General features: G+C 54.9%; 22 protein-coding genes. 20 read left to right on the top strand and 2 right to left on the bottom strand.

What is annotated here, in order from left to right:
- Positions 1-84: 84 nt before the first annotated feature.
- The 15 genes from ACYJ11_RS20335 (at position 85) to ACYJ11_RS20265 (ending at position 9,982) form a co-directional block, all read left to right on the top strand.
- Positions 85-612: a hypothetical protein gene (locus ACYJ11_RS20335; RefSeq protein WP_461649227.1), complete on the top strand. Its 528-nt coding sequence runs from the start codon at positions 85-87 to the stop codon at positions 610-612.
- A gap of 264 nt (positions 613-876) precedes the next feature.
- Entirely contained in the window at positions 877-1,533 is a 657-nt protein-coding gene (locus ACYJ11_RS20330; protein ID WP_461649226.1) for a helix-turn-helix domain-containing protein, read from the top strand.
- Between the two features lie 71 nt (positions 1,534-1,604).
- Positions 1,605-1,958: a HalOD1 output domain-containing protein gene (locus ACYJ11_RS20325; protein WP_461649225.1), complete on the top strand. Its 354-nt coding sequence runs from the start codon at positions 1,605-1,607 to the stop codon at positions 1,956-1,958.
- 6 nt (positions 1,959-1,964) lie between these two features.
- A complete protein-coding gene (locus ACYJ11_RS20320) occupies positions 1,965-2,366 on the top strand; it encodes a response regulator (protein WP_461649224.1) in 402 nt (133 codons plus the stop codon).
- A 246-nt stretch (positions 2,367-2,612) separates the two neighbouring features.
- Entirely contained in the window at positions 2,613-2,903 is a 291-nt protein-coding gene (locus ACYJ11_RS20315) for a hypothetical protein (protein ID WP_461649223.1), read from the top strand.
- Positions 2,900-3,214 (top strand): hypothetical protein, encoded by a 315-nt coding sequence (locus tag ACYJ11_RS20310; RefSeq protein ID WP_461649222.1) that lies wholly within the window; start codon positions 2,900-2,902, stop codon positions 3,212-3,214. The genes ACYJ11_RS20315 and ACYJ11_RS20310 overlap by 4 nt, the downstream gene beginning before the upstream one ends.
- Positions 3,205-3,411, top strand: a complete 207-nt coding sequence (locus tag ACYJ11_RS20305) for a hypothetical protein (protein ID WP_461649221.1) — start codon at positions 3,205-3,207, stop codon at positions 3,409-3,411. Before ACYJ11_RS20310 ends, ACYJ11_RS20305 begins: the two co-directional genes overlap by 10 nt.
- Complete coding sequence (locus tag ACYJ11_RS20300; protein ID WP_461649220.1) at positions 3,408-3,647, top strand: hypothetical protein; 240 nt, start codon at positions 3,408-3,410, stop codon at positions 3,645-3,647. Before ACYJ11_RS20305 ends, ACYJ11_RS20300 begins: the two co-directional genes overlap by 4 nt.
- Before the next feature lie 57 nt (positions 3,648-3,704).
- Complete coding sequence (locus ACYJ11_RS20295; RefSeq protein ID WP_461649219.1) at positions 3,705-4,070, top strand: hypothetical protein; 366 nt, start codon at positions 3,705-3,707, stop codon at positions 4,068-4,070.
- A 233-nt stretch (positions 4,071-4,303) separates the two neighbouring features.
- The gene (locus ACYJ11_RS20290; RefSeq protein ID WP_064287788.1) at positions 4,304-4,507 is read left to right on the top strand and encodes a hypothetical protein; all 204 of its coding nucleotides are present in this window, start codon (positions 4,304-4,306) and stop codon (positions 4,505-4,507) included.
- Positions 4,500-4,715 (top strand): hypothetical protein, encoded by a 216-nt coding sequence (locus tag ACYJ11_RS20285; RefSeq protein WP_127015208.1) that lies wholly within the window; start codon positions 4,500-4,502, stop codon positions 4,713-4,715. The genes ACYJ11_RS20290 and ACYJ11_RS20285 overlap by 8 nt, the downstream gene beginning before the upstream one ends.
- A gap of 279 nt (positions 4,716-4,994) precedes the next feature.
- Positions 4,995-7,592, top strand: a complete 2,598-nt coding sequence (locus ACYJ11_RS20280) for a PAS domain S-box protein (RefSeq protein WP_461649218.1) — start codon at positions 4,995-4,997, stop codon at positions 7,590-7,592.
- Between the two features lie 284 nt (positions 7,593-7,876).
- Positions 7,877-8,563, top strand: coding sequence for a hypothetical protein (locus ACYJ11_RS20275; protein WP_461649217.1), 687 nt, complete (start codon positions 7,877-7,879; stop codon positions 8,561-8,563).
- Between the two features lie 57 nt (positions 8,564-8,620).
- Entirely contained in the window at positions 8,621-9,520 is a 900-nt protein-coding gene (locus ACYJ11_RS20270) for a transcription initiation factor IIB (RefSeq protein WP_461649216.1), read from the top strand.
- Positions 9,521-9,595: 75 nt separating this feature from the next.
- Positions 9,596-9,982 carry a hypothetical protein gene (locus tag ACYJ11_RS20265; RefSeq protein WP_461649215.1) on the top strand — a complete coding sequence of 129 codons (387 nt, stop codon included), beginning with the start codon at positions 9,596-9,598 and terminating at the stop codon, positions 9,980-9,982.
- 8 nt (positions 9,983-9,990) lie between these two features.
- On the opposite strand, the gene ACYJ11_RS20260 is transcribed toward ACYJ11_RS20265, so the two are convergent.
- A complete protein-coding gene (locus ACYJ11_RS20260; RefSeq protein ID WP_461649214.1) occupies positions 9,991-10,359 on the bottom strand; it encodes a hypothetical protein in 369 nt (122 codons plus the stop codon).
- A 106-nt stretch (positions 10,360-10,465) separates the two neighbouring features.
- On the opposite strand from ACYJ11_RS20260, the gene ACYJ11_RS20255 reads away from it, so the two are divergent.
- From ACYJ11_RS20255 to ACYJ11_RS20235, 5 genes are all read left to right on the top strand, one after another.
- Positions 10,466-10,906 carry a hypothetical protein gene (locus tag ACYJ11_RS20255; RefSeq protein WP_461649213.1) on the top strand — a complete coding sequence of 147 codons (441 nt, stop codon included), beginning with the start codon at positions 10,466-10,468 and terminating at the stop codon, positions 10,904-10,906.
- A 53-nt stretch (positions 10,907-10,959) separates the two neighbouring features.
- Complete coding sequence (locus ACYJ11_RS20250) at positions 10,960-11,232, top strand: helix-turn-helix transcriptional regulator (protein WP_008313478.1); 273 nt, start codon at positions 10,960-10,962, stop codon at positions 11,230-11,232.
- Between the two features lie 57 nt (positions 11,233-11,289).
- Positions 11,290-12,114 (top strand): N-6 DNA methylase, encoded by an 825-nt coding sequence (locus ACYJ11_RS20245; RefSeq protein ID WP_461649212.1) that lies wholly within the window; start codon positions 11,290-11,292, stop codon positions 12,112-12,114.
- A 62-nt stretch (positions 12,115-12,176) separates the two neighbouring features.
- Positions 12,177-12,452 carry a DUF7389 domain-containing protein gene (locus ACYJ11_RS20240; RefSeq protein WP_461649211.1) on the top strand — a complete coding sequence of 92 codons (276 nt, stop codon included), beginning with the start codon at positions 12,177-12,179 and terminating at the stop codon, positions 12,450-12,452.
- Positions 12,453-12,614: 162 nt separating this feature from the next.
- On the top strand, positions 12,615-12,767 hold the full coding sequence (locus tag ACYJ11_RS20235) for a DUF7837 family putative zinc-binding protein (RefSeq protein ID WP_461649210.1): 153 nt from the start codon (positions 12,615-12,617) through the stop codon (positions 12,765-12,767).
- A 177-nt stretch (positions 12,768-12,944) separates the two neighbouring features.
- Here ACYJ11_RS20235 and ACYJ11_RS20230 read toward each other — a convergent pair whose 3' ends face one another.
- Positions 12,945-15,458 (bottom strand): PAS domain S-box protein, encoded by a 2,514-nt coding sequence (locus ACYJ11_RS20230; RefSeq protein WP_461649209.1) that lies wholly within the window; start codon positions 15,456-15,458, stop codon positions 12,945-12,947.
- Between the last annotated feature and the right edge of the window lie 119 nt (positions 15,459-15,577).

The raw sequence follows: 15,577 nt of genomic DNA, 5'->3' as shown, positions 1-15,577 counted from the left end.
GCCGATTCGTGAACGGTATAAATGGCGGTTTCTCTGCCCCGTGGACACTGCTCGCGAGCAGTCAACACTTGCACGGTGGTCTCAGTGACCGACGTCCAGCCCGAGGCAACGGCTGAGTGCTGTCGGTTCTGTGGAGACAAGGCTGATATCTCCGGCGAAGCGTACACCTATGTCCGGTGGCCCGACGAGGTCGACCGAGAAGACGGCGTGTTCCGGTTCACCATTTGTCGGGAGTGTGCGCTTCAGGACCGAGACAACGTCGAGCAGGCCGCTTCGCTCTTCCACGAGGCAGATCGAGACCATCTGCTTACCTGCGATGTCTGTGGAGCTGTAGGGTGCCGGTCTGCCAGTTCTCGTCGTCCAGCAGCGGAGACGTATCGGCTCGCAAGTATCATCTCCTGGTCGGTGAGTATCAACGGCTTCGACGGGGCAACGCACTCTTGCAGTGAGTGTAGTCCTATCATCACGCTCGACTGTGTGAAACGCCCCGACCGGACATACGACGATGTACTGCCGTGTCTCGTCGAGCCTCCGTTTGACTCAGCTCCGAAGACAGCAGGCGATGCTCCGGCAGACAGTACACAGGTCGAGATTGGCGGGTGGATTGGGTAGCCGGCGGTAGTTCCACGAAACCGGCAGGTCTGGTCCGCTAATGAGCAGTACAGATGACTCACTGACTGACCCCGAGCGCCAACCTACCGACACGGCGTTAAAAATACGGTGCGAAATACAGAGAGTGTATCGTCACAGAGTTTCGGTTGGTTAGACCTGTTTCATGCTGATTTCACGGGTTCTGTGCGTGTCAATCGAAGCCGATAGAACCGAATTCCGTCTCTTGAGTTGTCGCTTATCAGGTATCAGCGCGTAGTCCATTGCATGTCGACGATAGCCAAGTTCACAGTTCAAGCAGACACGTTTCCGCTGGGTACACTCTTTCGAGGGTATCCAGAGGCAGACATTGAGCTTGAGCGCATCGTTCCCACTCAACCAGCACTCATTCCCTATATTTGGATCAGAGGGCTGAGTCAAAGCGACATTTCGTCAGTTCTCACTGGCGTGAACCAAGCATCTGCTGTCAAAAGCATCGAACAACTCGACGAGGTCAACGGAGCGTACTTGCTCCGTATTGAATGGGAGTCAGAGAAGTACGGGCTCCTCCGAGCCATCAGTGAGATGAACGGGACGCTTGTTTCGGGAACCGGGACAGCCGACTCGTGGACCTTTGAAGTCCGTGGTGAGACCCATGCCGCCATCACGAGACTCCAAGACTACTGCCGCGACCACGATATTCTAATTTCACTTACGTCTATTCAGACCCTCTCCTCGGCCACAGTTGGACAGGAATACGGCTTGACTGACGGGCAACAAGAGGCACTGGTCTTGGCCCACAATCGCGGCTATTTTCAGTCACCACGAGAGGTGTCACTGGCTGACCTTGCAAGCGAATTCGAGATTACTGGCCAAGCATTCGGGTCCCGCCTCCGCCGGGGCGTCAACCAGCTTATCAAAAGTACACTAATCAATACTGAGTGACCTCCCTGTTATCAATATGTTTCACATGAAAAACCAAGACTGATACAGTCACTTAATCTTCAGTATACTGAATGGACTCACCAACAAAACAGAGCGAGTCGCCGGGCGGAGAGCCGGTTGCGCACGGCCACATGACATTTAATAGGGAAACTGGAACCTGCTGGGCAGAGTTCGATGGTTGTGCGCTGCAACCCGCGGTAGCGGTGGTCTACGCCGTTGCAGAAGCAAGCCAGACAGATCCACTCAGCCTTCCTCCCCTCCAGTCTGTTTTGGATGCCGAGGCACTAAATGCGCTCGTCGAGACCAACACGAACAGTCAGTCTCAGACCGAGATAACCGTCTCCTTCGAGTATGCTGACCATCATGTAGTTCTCAAGGAAGACGGGAGAATCGTGATTACACCACCATCCGCCGAGAAGCGGTAGGCAGTCGTGTCAGACTCATCATCAGATGTAGTATTAGTTTTGTACCTCGACGATGACAGTGAATGGCTTTCACTTGTCGAGACTTATCTTGAACGCGAGCGAGACTGCCTCTCTGTGCGAGGAGTGACCAATCCCGAAGTCGCCCTTGATATTTTGAATACTAGGCCTATTGATATGGTTTTGAGTGATTTTGAGATGCCAGACATCAACGGTCTTGACTTCTTAGATCAGGTCCGGCTTGACCACCCTAATATCCCATTCATACTGTATACTGGACACGGGGGCGATGAGTTTGCGGGTGAGGCCAGATCCCGTGGGGCAACCGAATACTTTCAAAAAAGGTCGGATACAGACCATTTTTCCATTCTGGCTAATCGTATTCTTACAATCTGCAAAGAACGGAAGTAACCGAGTAAGTCCTGATCGCATCGCGGCACAAATTCTATCGATTTCTCGCGGAAAGATGGTAGATTCACGTCCCCAATTCAGCAGGCCCGTGTGAATAATACCGAAATCTGATAGCATCTACAGCGGTACATTGGCAGTTTTATTGAGCAGGTATTTCAGCCAACGCAGTAAGTAGAAAGCCTCACCCACAGCAACAACGAGCCCCAATTTTGTGTTCCCCTGGCGGGTGAGAGGATGTCTCGAAATATGTCCTGCCGTCGTTCGGAAGACCTGTCGCAGCCACCCACCTCGCAGTTCGTCGAGTCCATCACGGCGACTGTTCGAAGACAGCCCGACAGCACCGATGTTGAAGCAGTTGTCCTCCGTGCGGTGGCCCGGCGATCAGACAGCATCGACCTCCCGGACGTACTCGAACTTCGCTCGCTCCTGGACGTCGACGGCGAGCAGGTAGACACGCTAGAGGAACAAGTTGCGACCATCATCAGCGCCATCGAAGCCGAACTCGCTGGCTGGGACCGCCGGGAGGTCGCTGCATGAACGCAGCAGGAACGGCCACGTTGGGCGACTTCGGTGCTGGTGGCCCACGCTCGGATGCGCTGATTGACACACAGAGCGCGGCACAGGAGGCCGTTGCGGGCGAATGGGAATTTCTCGCCGCTGGCAACGACACGATCGGCTGGCACATCCCCGACACCGGAGCGACAGTCTTGCTGAAACGAAGCGGTGCTGGCTGGACGCTCGAACGGGCGACCAAACTAGTCGGGACGCGAAGCACACTCGATGCTGGGCTGGAGCTTGCCAGTTCGTACATGGCAGACAGACCGGAGGGAGCGTCGGCATGGCGATGATTGAGCGCGAGCAGTGGCGTCGTGAGGAACGCCAGCGAGTTGGGGCAGCACTGGCACGCGCCCGGTTCTGGCAGTCGGTTGCACCACACAAAATCGGCTTCTGGGAGGCCGTCGACGAGACGCTTCTGGCTCACTACCCGGGCTGTCGGTACAGGTGCAGGACGACACTCGATGACTTCCGAGAGGAGGATTCATGAGCGACACTCCTGACCCAATCCTCGACAAACTCCCGCCAGAGCGGTTGCTGGACGCCGACCATCTCCAGCCAATCGTCGCCGGCATCAACTGTATGCACTCAATGGAGACGGTCAAGCGGTATCTCGCATACGAGAACAAGCACGAGAACCGGACGCCAGTCCAGTCTCGCCTTCGAGAGCGGGCACGGGAGATCCGTCGCGATGAATCGGATTCCGAGAAGCAAGCCGTCGCATAATTTCTGTGCCCCAGCGGGGTGAGGCGCGTCCCACGGAGGGAGCTCTGCCTACCGACTATGTGTGAAAACAAGACAGACGAGACGGCTGTACAGCAGTGCGACGCCCTCGATATCGACCCTGATGCCGTGGATATCGGTGATGGACTGAAAACGACCGAGGGCACGTCTGCACTCGCCGTCGTCGGTGTTGACGCTGAAAAGGAGCGGGTGAAGGTGTATTCCCCGTCCGGTGAGCTGACGGTCAATCGCTGGGTGAGCATGGACCTGTTCAGTGTGCATCAGCCCAACGAGGACATCCAAACCGACGCCGACCGCGAAGCGTGGCTGAACGAGACGCTGCCGAAGAAGGCTACGCATATCGACGGGAACGTGTACCCACTCAGGTACGCCATCGACGAGAACGGGAACGTAATCGCGGAATAATCGAGGAGCCGTACCAGCCACTCTTTCACTCACTCTCATGCTCACGGTTCCCGAGCGCAAGCGCTCGGGGGACACGCTCCACCTTGGACCGGCAGGCCGGTCCGGCGGTCCCGCTTCTGGAGGCAGGTAAGGCTCATCGCGATGAATCGGATGGCCGGGAACGAGCCGCCGTGTATTTTCTGTGCCCCAGCGGGGTGAGGGGCGTTCCATAGAGGGCGCTCTGCTGACCGATCATGAGTAAGAACAAGACGGACAAGACGGCTGCACAGCAGTACGACAACTACCCCGATCCCGACGCCATCGTTCACTTTGGCGATGTCTCGGAGGAACTGGTTGAGTTGATCGAGGAAACGCTAGAAACGTCCAAGTTCCTGTCGACCTCTCGCGACGACCTGCCGGAAACGACGCTGCTCGTCGAGGCGGTCGAAAATGAGTGACGACCACCTGTTCATCGTCGTGGAGGGTGTCGGGCCAGCAGATTTTCCTGAGAACGAGGCGAGTTCCAACACGCAAGACGAGGCCGTTGCTCTCGCGAACGATATCCACGACCTGATTCGTGAGGAGTACGGCAAAGAGGATATCGAGGGCGTCATCCCGGTGGTCAATCCCGACGCCCACGAGCAGATGCAGGCGACCGAACTCTGACAGGCGGCGAGAAGGCAGTTTCTTTGGCCGTGGTGCTGGCTGCAACGCCCGCTCAGCAAGTGTGCAAACTGATCAATAAAGAAACCACCAGATGAGAATGGTATTTATACCTAGATGGAAGATACAGGTCGCATATCTTGTGCAGAGATTGTACAGCTTTGAGTAGACTATTGACTGGTGGTTTCTATTCCTGATGGAATTCAAGAAATAGAACATGTGATTTTAATACATGATTTTGTTGGCAGGTGATTTAAACCGCTCTATGACTATTGTTAGTCTATGAGTAGCAAGCGTGAATCGCCTGAAGAAAGTGTGCATCAGAGAACACTTGAGAGGGTATCCGACGCCATTATTTCTGTCGATACTGATTTCCAGTATACATATCTCAACCAGAAGGCTGAGGAGTTACTCGGCAAAACCCAATCTGAACTGCTCGGTGAAGTTATCTGGGACGCATTCCCCGAAACCCAGAATACTATTGCTCAGGACCGAATCGAGAAAGCGTTACACACTAACCAAAAGCTCCAATACGAGCGGTATAACGAATCTGTTGGTTGCTGGTTCGAAGTCCGTGTGTTTCCCGATACGGGTGGTCTTTCAATCTTTTTTAGCGATATTACTGAGAGAAAGGAACGCGAAATTGAGCTTGAGCGCTATGAACAAATCATCGAGACGCTACCTATCGCTGTTGGACAAAATGCACCCGGCAGTGAGGGCAAATTCGAATACGTGAACCAAGGTATGGTCAAGATGTTCGGCCTCGAATCGAAAGAGAAGGCTAAGCAGTACTCGCCGGCTGATCTCTATGCAGACCCTCAAGCACGGGAGATGTTCAATGAAAAAATACAGGCGAAGGGGGAAGTTCATGACTTCGAGCTTGAGTTTGAGAGCCCTTCTGGGGAGCGTTTCTGGGGTTCGGCAACTGCGTCTCTCGATACAATTGATGGGGAGGAGTATTTTGTTGGTGTTATTCAGGATGTCAGCGAGCGCAGGGAGTACAAGCACAAGCTCCGGGATTTACACAATGCCACTCGTGAGATGGTATCCGCATTAACGCCCGAGGATATTGCGGATATTGTTACCCGAACAGCTGACCAATCAATTGGGTACGAAATGAACGGCGTCCATTTTTATAATGAGTCGGTTGATGGGCTTGTTCCGGCCAGCGTTTCTGAAACGAGTCAAGACTTGATCGGAGATGCACCAGTACTTGATGCCGGAATCGCATGGACAGCGTTCCAGACTGGAGAAACACAGGTTTGTAACAACCTGGAAGAAGCAGACAATGTGTTCAACGAGGGGACAGTGCTCAGAAGTGAGTTAGCGATCCCGCTTGGCAACCACGGCGTTCTGCTGGCCTCAGATACTGAAATTGAGGCCTTCCGAGACGATGACCTGACTTTGATTAAAATACTGGCAAAGAACGCGGAAACGGCGCTGAATCAGCTCCAAACTGAAGAAAGCCTCCGGAACAGAGAACGGGAACTAGCCCGGCAGCGGGAATTTCTCACACAGACACAAGAGGTAGCAAATGTTGGTGGCTGGGAGGTTGACATGCGGACGGAGTCACTCCGATGGACAGATGAGGTGTATCGAATCCACGGTAAGTCATTCGAGTATCAACCGACGGTTGAGGATGGCCTCAGTTTCTACCACCCGGATGACCGAGATACCATTCGAGACGCATTTGAGAGGGTGACCGCTGATGGAGAACCGTATGATTTAGAACTACGTATTGTCAGGAATGATGGCGAGGTGCGGTGGGTACGGACACGTGGCGAACCGTGGTATCAGGATGGGGAGATAGTTGGGGTTCGGGGGACACTCCAAGATATAACCGAGCGCAAAGAGCGCGAAAAAGAACTCTCTCGACATAAGGAACTGCTCAATACGCTGTTTGAGTACTCTCCAATCCACCTATTTGTCAAAGACCGAAAATGTCGTCACCTATGGACGAGTTCTGCACTTGTTGATAACCCGGATGAGTACAAAGGTAAACACGAATTGGAAGTTGACGGGAGTGGTAAAGAAGCGTTCTGTATTGAATCGTTGCGGGAGGACAGGCGTGTAATCCACGGCGAACATCACATTATCGACAAAGAAGAGTACAACGAGGAACTCGACAAATGGCTACTGACCTCAAAGGTCCCTTGGTACGACAAAGACGGTACTATTGCTGGGCTCTTGGGCTACTCTGTCGATATAACGGATCGCAAAGCGTATCAGGAAAAACTTGAACAACAGAATGAACGCCTTGACGAATTTGCGAGTCTCATCTCACACGACCTGCGAAATCCCCTTACTGTTGCTCTTGGTCGGACCACATTTTTGCAGGAAATGTGTGACGGGAAGGTAGCTGAGCAATTGGCTGTGGTTGCAGACTCACTGGATCGTATAGAACAAATCATTGAAAATACACTCACACTTGCCCGGAAGGGAGACGCTGTCGGGGATATGGCGGCCGTTTCACTGGCTGAAGTAGCAGGTAATTGTTGGCAAGCCGTGGATACAGCAGAGGCGACGCTTGATTTCAAACAGGAACTAACGGTCAGCGGCGACGCTAATAGGCTTAAACACGTGTTTGAGAATCTGTTCCGCAATGCTGTCGAACATGGAACTGCTAATGTGACAATCACTATCGGCCGGAATGACGGGACAGGATTCTATGTTGAGGACGATGGCCCAGGAATTCCAGAGGACGACCGTGATACCGTGTTTGAAGCAGGCTATACTTCTGAACGCGACGGGACAGGGCTTGGCTTGGCGATTGTCAAGCGGATAGCTGAAGCACACGGCTGGGAAGTCACGGTTACTGATAGGGCCAATGGAGGTGCCCGTTTTGAATTCGAGAACGTAGAATTTGCTGACATCCAATAGACAACAACCGAATATACTCGCAGACCGACTCGCCAGCCGTTCCTCTGGCTTCAGCGTGAACGAAATGTGGCTGCTGTGCTGCATACATATTTTGTCCTCTGCATATTTCACCGACCTTCTGATTGGTTTTCATAGAAGTCACCACTCATCACGGTACGTGTGCTTCCTGAACTGACTACTCCTGTCCGGGAATAGAATTACGCTTGCACAGACTCTAGTCGCCGAATTTTCTGTGCCCCAGCGGGGTGAGGGGCGTCCCACAGAGGGCGTGCCGCCTGTCATTCATGGCTACCACAGAATCCCGTAGCGACGACGGCAGCATCGACGAGAATGAAATGGAGGAGGCTGGCCCGAACAGCCGTACCGTTCGGGCGCTGACCGAAGTCATGACCGTGTTGGACTCGGTTGGTCGCGCACGAAACGCCGACAACCTCTTCTTGGTCAACTCCGGGTCTGGCTCAGAGTACCTTGTCGACACTCGGACAGAGAGTTGTGAGTGCAAGTGGAAGCAGTTCAACCCCGGCAAGGAGTGCAAGCACCAGAAGCGAGTCGCCTTCGCGACCGGCGAGCGCCCCATCCCGCAGTGGGTTGACGACGACGCTCTCGATGACCAGTTCGGGTTGCACGTCGACGGCGAACCCAGCAAAGCAGTCGCTGACGGCGGAGTCATGCAGGTCCGGTTCGACGACGGCGGCGTCACGGACCCCAACGAGGACCCCTTGGCTGTCACCTCCGAGGACGAACCGCGCACGAAACGAGCGAAGCAGGAAGACATCGACGTTTCCTTCCTCGCAAAGCCTGGTCGCTACGAGGTTCATTCAGCGTCAGATAGCCGGTACGAGGTGGATGTTCTTGAGGAGACGTGCAGTTGTCCCGATGAGGCCGAGCGATGCAAGCACCGTCGCCGGGTCGAGATCGAGATCGAAGCCAAGCGAGTCCCTCGCCCGGATGGAAAACTGCCAGACGCCTAACCGGGCGCCACAGCGTGTTTTCTGCCCCTCGGGTCAGGTGAGAGGATGTCTCGAAATATGTCTTCACAAACTGTCCAGACGGCGTTGTCTGCAGCTACGCCGGGCTGTCCCGAGTGTGGCGGCGAACTCGACAGCACCGGGCGAGAAACGAACTGCGAGGACTGTGGCCTGGTGACCGACCAAAACCGGATCGACCGCAGGCCAGCGTGGCGGACGTACGACAAGGAGGAACAGAAACGGACGGGCGCACCCCGAACAGCCACTCGGCATGACCAAGGCCTGTCGACGAACATCGGGAGCGTCGAGAGTGCAGACATCTCTCCGAGACGGCGTCGACGGCTTGCTCGCCAGCGACGACTCCACGGCCGGTCGAAGTTCACCAGCAAGCGCGACCGGAATCTCGCTCACGGGCTTGGTGAAATCCGACGCATCGCGAGTGCGCTGTCTGAGAGCAAGGCGGTGAAAGAGCAGGCAGCCACGTTCTTCCGGGAGGCACAGGAAAAAGACCTCCTGATCGGACGGTCGATTGAGGGCGGTGCAGCGGCCGCTGTATACGCTGCCTGCCGATGCAACGGCCTCGTGACGATGGAGACGGTTGCCGATGTTGCCCGGTGTTCTGCATCGCATATCTGGAACTGCTACCGGACGTTCCTGACAGAACTTGACCTCCCGATTCCGGTGTCGCTCCCGGTGGACTGGGTGGCGCGGATTTGTTCGGACCTTCCATTCGACGTTGCCCCGGACATTCGCCAGCGGGCGCTCGAACTCGCAGAACAGGCAACCGAGTCAACAGCGGTCAACGGACGACCGGATGGAGTCGCAGCCGGCGCTCTATATCTCGCTGGTCAGGAGTCAGACATCCGGCTCACACAAGCGACGATCTGCGAGCCACTGGATGTGCATATTACGACGGCCCGGCAGTGGTTCCAAGAGATCGAGGAGCATATCGTTGCGTGACCGCTCGCGACCGTTGTTTTGCGTGCCCCGGCGAGGGTGCAGGGCGAGCCAGCAAGCACGTCCTGAGTGAGACATATGTCAGTTACTGATACTCCAGAATCGGCGGCACAGCACGACTCTTCGAGTGTTTTTGCGTCGGTCCCAGCGCCACGGTCGCCAACGAAAGTCGCATCGTTTGTCGAACGAGTCCTCGTCGAACTTCGTCACGAAGCGGTGGCTGCTCGGTACGTGACTGATCTATACCGGGCTGGAGCGACGACAATATGGTGCCGGGTCGAGCACACGCCGTTGGACGTCGACGCAGAGTACGTTCAGATTCGAGACGACCCACGATTGGGTGTTGATATCGAGCCGTGTTCGCAGGCGACGGTTCGAGAACGACTGTGCCAGTGTCTTGACCACGACCGGGCTGGGCGCGTCGACGTTCGACCGCTGGCCGGCATCTCGATGGGCGACGACTGAGCTGTGCTTCAGGTCTGGTCTCGCATCGGCAGGTCGAAATCGCCGAGGGCAGCGTGCTGGCGGAGAACACAGAGATGCGGGCAGACGGTCGTCGCCTGGAAGACTTCGCAACTGCACCAGCCGGCGTGGGTCCCGTTGGGATGCTCGGCCAGCGAGCAGTTCACAGGACAGTCGTCGTCGACGGAGACGAGAAACAGGTCCGGGCGACCGCCCTTCGTTACGTCGACACTGGCATCGAGGGCGGCGTTCCACGTTGCTGACCGACGCTGTCGGATCTGCTGGAAGTCAAGATCGCGGGTGCCGCCGGGCTGGCGGGATATCCACTGGTCTGGGGGCGAACACTCGCTAGTCGTAGTGGGGGACTCGGCTGTTTTCATGATGAGTCCTCGTACTAATACATATATTCTCAAACAGCAAAAGAGTTGCTATAGAGGCGATACAGAGCGGATTTTGTGTTTCTCTAGTGGCTGAGAGAATCCAACAATGAGTAGTGGATACCGACGAGGGACTACCGGGCCGAAAAAGTTGAAGTGGCGCTGGAAAGATGAAACTGAGAATCGGTCGTTGCCCCAGTCGTGGGCCGACAACGGTCGCACAGAATCTCCCGAAGAAGATGAGGTGCAACTGTACGCAATCCAGTGTCGGGCTGGGCTCTTGCTTGAGTGGCTGGTCAATACACGAACGGGGAAGCTACTCAGAGGCCCGCTGAGCGAGAAGCCGGGGATTCGCGTTCTGTACGTTACCGCCGACGGTGAGTATGCGGTCATGAGGCAGTTGGAGGCCCGCGAAATTGATGACAGTTGGAAGCCGCCCAAGCAGTTTACCAGCATCATCGCGAAGCATCTGGAGGAGGCTGATCCAGTTCCAGACTCCAGCCAGGACTACTACCGACGGGGGGTTGAGGACCTGTACGACGTGGAGTGAAAACGGCGCTCTCATACCAATATGCTCATATATGTAATATTGTAACCGCGAATATGCACGACCTGACAGCATTTCAACGAGACTTATTGTTCGTAGTTGCTGGGAAATCCAAACCCGCTGGTGTCGCAATCAAAGACGAAATTGAAGAATATTACGAGAAGAAGATTCATTACGGCCGACTTTATCCAAATCTGGATACGCTCATCGACAAAGGTCTCGTCGAGAAAGGGAAGAAAGACGGACGGACGAATGGCTACATAATCACCAATCGTGGGCGTCGAGAGATTCAAGCCCGGTGCGACTGGGAGAATAAGTACTACAACTGACCAGATTCACGACTGTCGGCAGGCCAGATTTTGTGCCTCTCTGGTGGCTGAGAGAGCATGGCTTCGCCACAGATCGACGTCGACGAGATTGTTGAAACGCTTGAGGAAATCCGCCAGCGCGGGCACAGCGCGCACACGGTCTTCCGAGACTGGGTCAACCTCATGCTGTTCGCACTGCAGGACCGAGACGACCCGTATCTGGAGATCGTCGACAACTATCGCGAGCGCGGTGATATGGACCACCCACGCGGGCAGCGGTCGGTCGACCTCTTCGCCAAGGCGTTCGGCCAGCTCCAAGAACGGATGGCGGCCACTGACGCTGACGTTCTGGGTGCTGTTTACGAGGAGTACGGACTGTCCAGCGATGCGTTCGGCCAACACTTCACGCCCCACTCTGTTTGCGAGACGATGGCTGAGATCGCCGGCGTCGGAGACGAGAGCGATACCGAGGACCGGCAGACGGTCCTTGACCCGGCCTGTGGGAGCGGTCGAACACTGCTGGTCGCCGGTCGAAAGCAGCCAGACGCACTGTTTGTCGGGCAAGACAGGGACCCACTGTGTGCCCGAATGACGGCGCTGAACTGCTGTTTCCTGAATCTGGATGCCTACGTTATTCAGGGCGACTCGCTGACTGTCGAGTTCCAGCGAGCGTGGCAGACGTCGTACTCTTCGCTGGGTGGGAGTGTTCGCGAACTCGACGACGAGGAAGTTGAGGAGCTTCACGAGTGGGTGACCGACGCCTTCGAGAATACGGTCGAGGCGGAGAACGAGTCCAGCCCAACTCAGGGGACAGACACGGGCTCGGAAGATCGAACACCACCGGCTACGGTGTCCGTTCCGAGTGAGCAGGCCAGTCTGGGTGCGTTCGGGGGCAGCGATTGACGGCTGTTTTGTGTGCCCCAGTCGGGTGCGGGGCGTTCCAGTGAGAGCGTCCCGAGGAAACCATGTCAGAAGAATCAGACACAGAGCCAGACACGGCTCCAGACTCGGTTGAAAAGGTCGAACGAACGGACTTTGGATGCAGTATGGAAGCACGGTTGGATCGAGGCACTGACACTCGCGATCAAGACAGAGTGACCATCAAGTCGAAGGGTGAGACTGCTGCGGAGACGATTGCAGAGTTCTACAAGCTCTTGGAAGAGTACGAGCAGGAGATCGGTGGCCGGCTTCGGGATGTTCAGCCAGGGGAAGACGAGGCAGGCGAGGAAGACGGCGAGTAGGACTCTCCATTATACTGCCCAGCGGTTGGGTGGGTGTGACCGTGACGACGGAGCACACGGTTCTGTTAATTAGCGCGAGGCAGTGGCTAAACGCTTATATCCGAAGATAGGCAATTTTTGCGTGGAAGGAACACTGTCACACGCTCCTTCCATCCCCTTTCCATGTCTGATGACACCCAGCGTCTCGGTCGGTGCCCAGACTGCGACGAGCGTATCACATCTCCGTGGCTGCTGGTTGAATACGAGAAAGACGATGGTACGGAGGGTATCTGGGCGGAGTGTCCGACGTGTGAAGATGTCGTTGCGCTGGAGTAACGCAACATTCTCTCTGCGTATTCCACAGAGTGTGCGGGCTGACAGTACGGTGTTCTAGCCATCCGCATTGAGAGTTTCATACAACGGCTCTCACACCGGATTTTCGCGTCTTCGACTTGATCAGTACAGACAAAGAATTGACTACTCAGAGGTGACCGATATAACAAATGGACGTTTCTATGTATAAGCTGGTATATGGAGTGAAATGATACTACCCGTGGGTTCAGCATCGTTGAATTGGATATCGCCATCCAATCGAGACATGACTCGTTTGACTAACCACAGCCCCATCCCACTGCTGTGTGTCAACGAATCGATGTTGTCTTCCCCTGAAATCACGCTTCGTTCTTCCGGTGGGATTCCCGGCCCGTTATCTATAATCTGGAGTTCAACCATCGTCGCGTGTTTTGTTGCCGCTATCCTCACCTGTGCTGGCGCGTCGCCAGTATGTACAATCGCGTTCTCGACGAGTTCTTCGATGCCCCGTTGTAACTCAGGGATCAATAGTAGCTGTACGTCCGCCGGGACTTCGACTGTAATCTCTACGTCTGGATACTCCGTCATCACTCGTTTGACAGCGGTATCCACAACATCGGCGAGGTTGAGGTAGGTTGGATCCGATGGGTTTAACAGAATTTCAACGATTTCGCGCTGCTTGTCAGTTTGTTCAAGGATGCGATCGGCTACTTTTTCAATCGTCATAGCTAATTTCGCTACCTGATCTGAGCCCTGATCTTGAATCACCTCCGCGTGACCCAGGATCACGTTCAACTCGTTGTGAAGGGTGTGCCGTAGCATCCGATCAAGGGACGCAATATGTTGTTCCCGCTCGATCTGTTCAGTCAGATCATGCATCGTCGCAACGACTCCTTCGATGTGACCAGTGTCGTCTTTGAGCGGGTAATATCGGATGTCAAACGTGCGGTCTGCTCGTGCCGGCCGTGTTCGCGTCATCCGGTATTGGACTCTCTCGCCGTCGAACGCTTGCTGCAAGTAGGGTTCGACCGTCTCGTAGATATCTGAGCCAATGCCATCGCTGAGCACCAGCTCGGTCAGCGACTCGGTATCGAGGCCGTGGAACTCGCAGTATGCCTCATTAGCAAAGAGATAGTGCTTTTCTTCATCGATTGCGGCGATCAACTCCTCGGCACCTTCAACCGCAGATTCGTACTGTCGAAGCTTGAACTCCCGCTCTTTACGATCGGAGATATCCTGCTGAATGGCGACGTACGCCTCGATTTCACCATTGTCGTCAGTTAATGGTGCAATCGTCTGGTGCGCATAGTACACATCACCTGACTTCCGTTGGTCCTGAATCTCTTCCTCCCAGACGTCTCCACTGGAGATTGTCGACCACAATCGCTCGTAGTACTCGTCGGACATCTCGCCAGATTTGAGTATACGCGGAGTCTGGCCAACGACCTCCTCGCTTTCGTAACCTGTGGCCCGCTCGAAGGCTGGATTTACGTACGTGATAGTGCCATCGGGATCGGTCATATAGATCGAGTGGCCAGCCGATTCGACCGCTCGCTGGAACCGACGAAGCATCTGGTGGGATTCGACGCGTTCGGTCATGTCCTCCTGGAACCCGATGTAGTTTGTGACCTCGCCCGTACCGTCGGTAACCGGCGCAATTGTCACGCGGTTCCAGAATTCCGTCCCATCTTTGCGGTAATTCTGCAGTTCCACAGTCACGGGTTCTTCAGCGTCGATGGCCTCACGCATCTCGGCGACTGGACTAGGATCGGTGTTCTCACCTTGGAGAAATCGAATGTTTTGTCCGACTACATTTTCTTCCTGATAGCCGGTCAATTCTGAGAACTTGTCGTTCGCGTAGACGAGCGGATTGTCCGGTTGGTTGGCATCAGCTATCGTAATGCCGATGGGCGCTTCGTCGATGGCCCGATTCGTGAGGCGCAGTTCTTTCTGTTGACTAACATCCCGAAGAATGAGAATGACTGCCGGTGTTTCGGACCACATCACTTTGGCTGCGGTAATCTCAACTGGAATATGTACTCCATTGGAAGCGATGAGTTTCCCGTTACGGTGGTCAAGAGTCCGAGAACCGGACTGTACTGCATCAAGGAGAGAACTGATAGAAGTGCCGTCGTCTGAGAGGAGCACATCCGCTACAGAGTCGTTCGATATCTGACCGCGGTCGCCGCCGTAGATGTCAGTTACTCCACTATCGTTGAGATACGCTATTTCACCGTCCCGAACGATGACAATGATATCGTGTGCAGCGTTGAGGAGTGTCTTGGCTCGTGCTTCTGTATCGACGATATCACGCTGGTTGCGGTAGTATCTGACTGCATTGGTGATGAGTGTCGCAAGGTGATCCCACGGATTCTCGTGGCGTTCTTTGACCATATAATCGGTGACACCAGCAGAAATGGCACGACTGGCAACCGCTTCGCTTCCCTCATTTGTGCATAGGATAAACGGGAGTGTTGGATCCTGCGCACGCACAGCTTCAAGAAACGCGACGCTATCCGTATCTGGCAGGTCGTGATCGCTGACAATGCAATCAACCTGTGTCTCCCTTCCCAATATATCAATAGCCTCTCTGACCGACATTGCAGATATGACCCGGATATCGCCGTGATCGGGAAGCACACATTCACAGGCGGTGGCAAATTCCTTGTCGGCTGTAACTATCAGGACGCGAATTAGATCCACGATTCTATACATTACCAAACCCCTGTCTCTCAATCAAGTTGGCTATTCTCTCTTTGGTATCTCTGAGCGTGTCATAGAAACATCCTCATGAGATTTGTTCCATCGATATTCGACTGAATCACCAGTTCGGT

This window comes from Haloarcula sp. H-GB5 (assembly GCF_054850705.1).
This window is presented reverse-complemented; position numbering and strand designations above follow the sequence as displayed.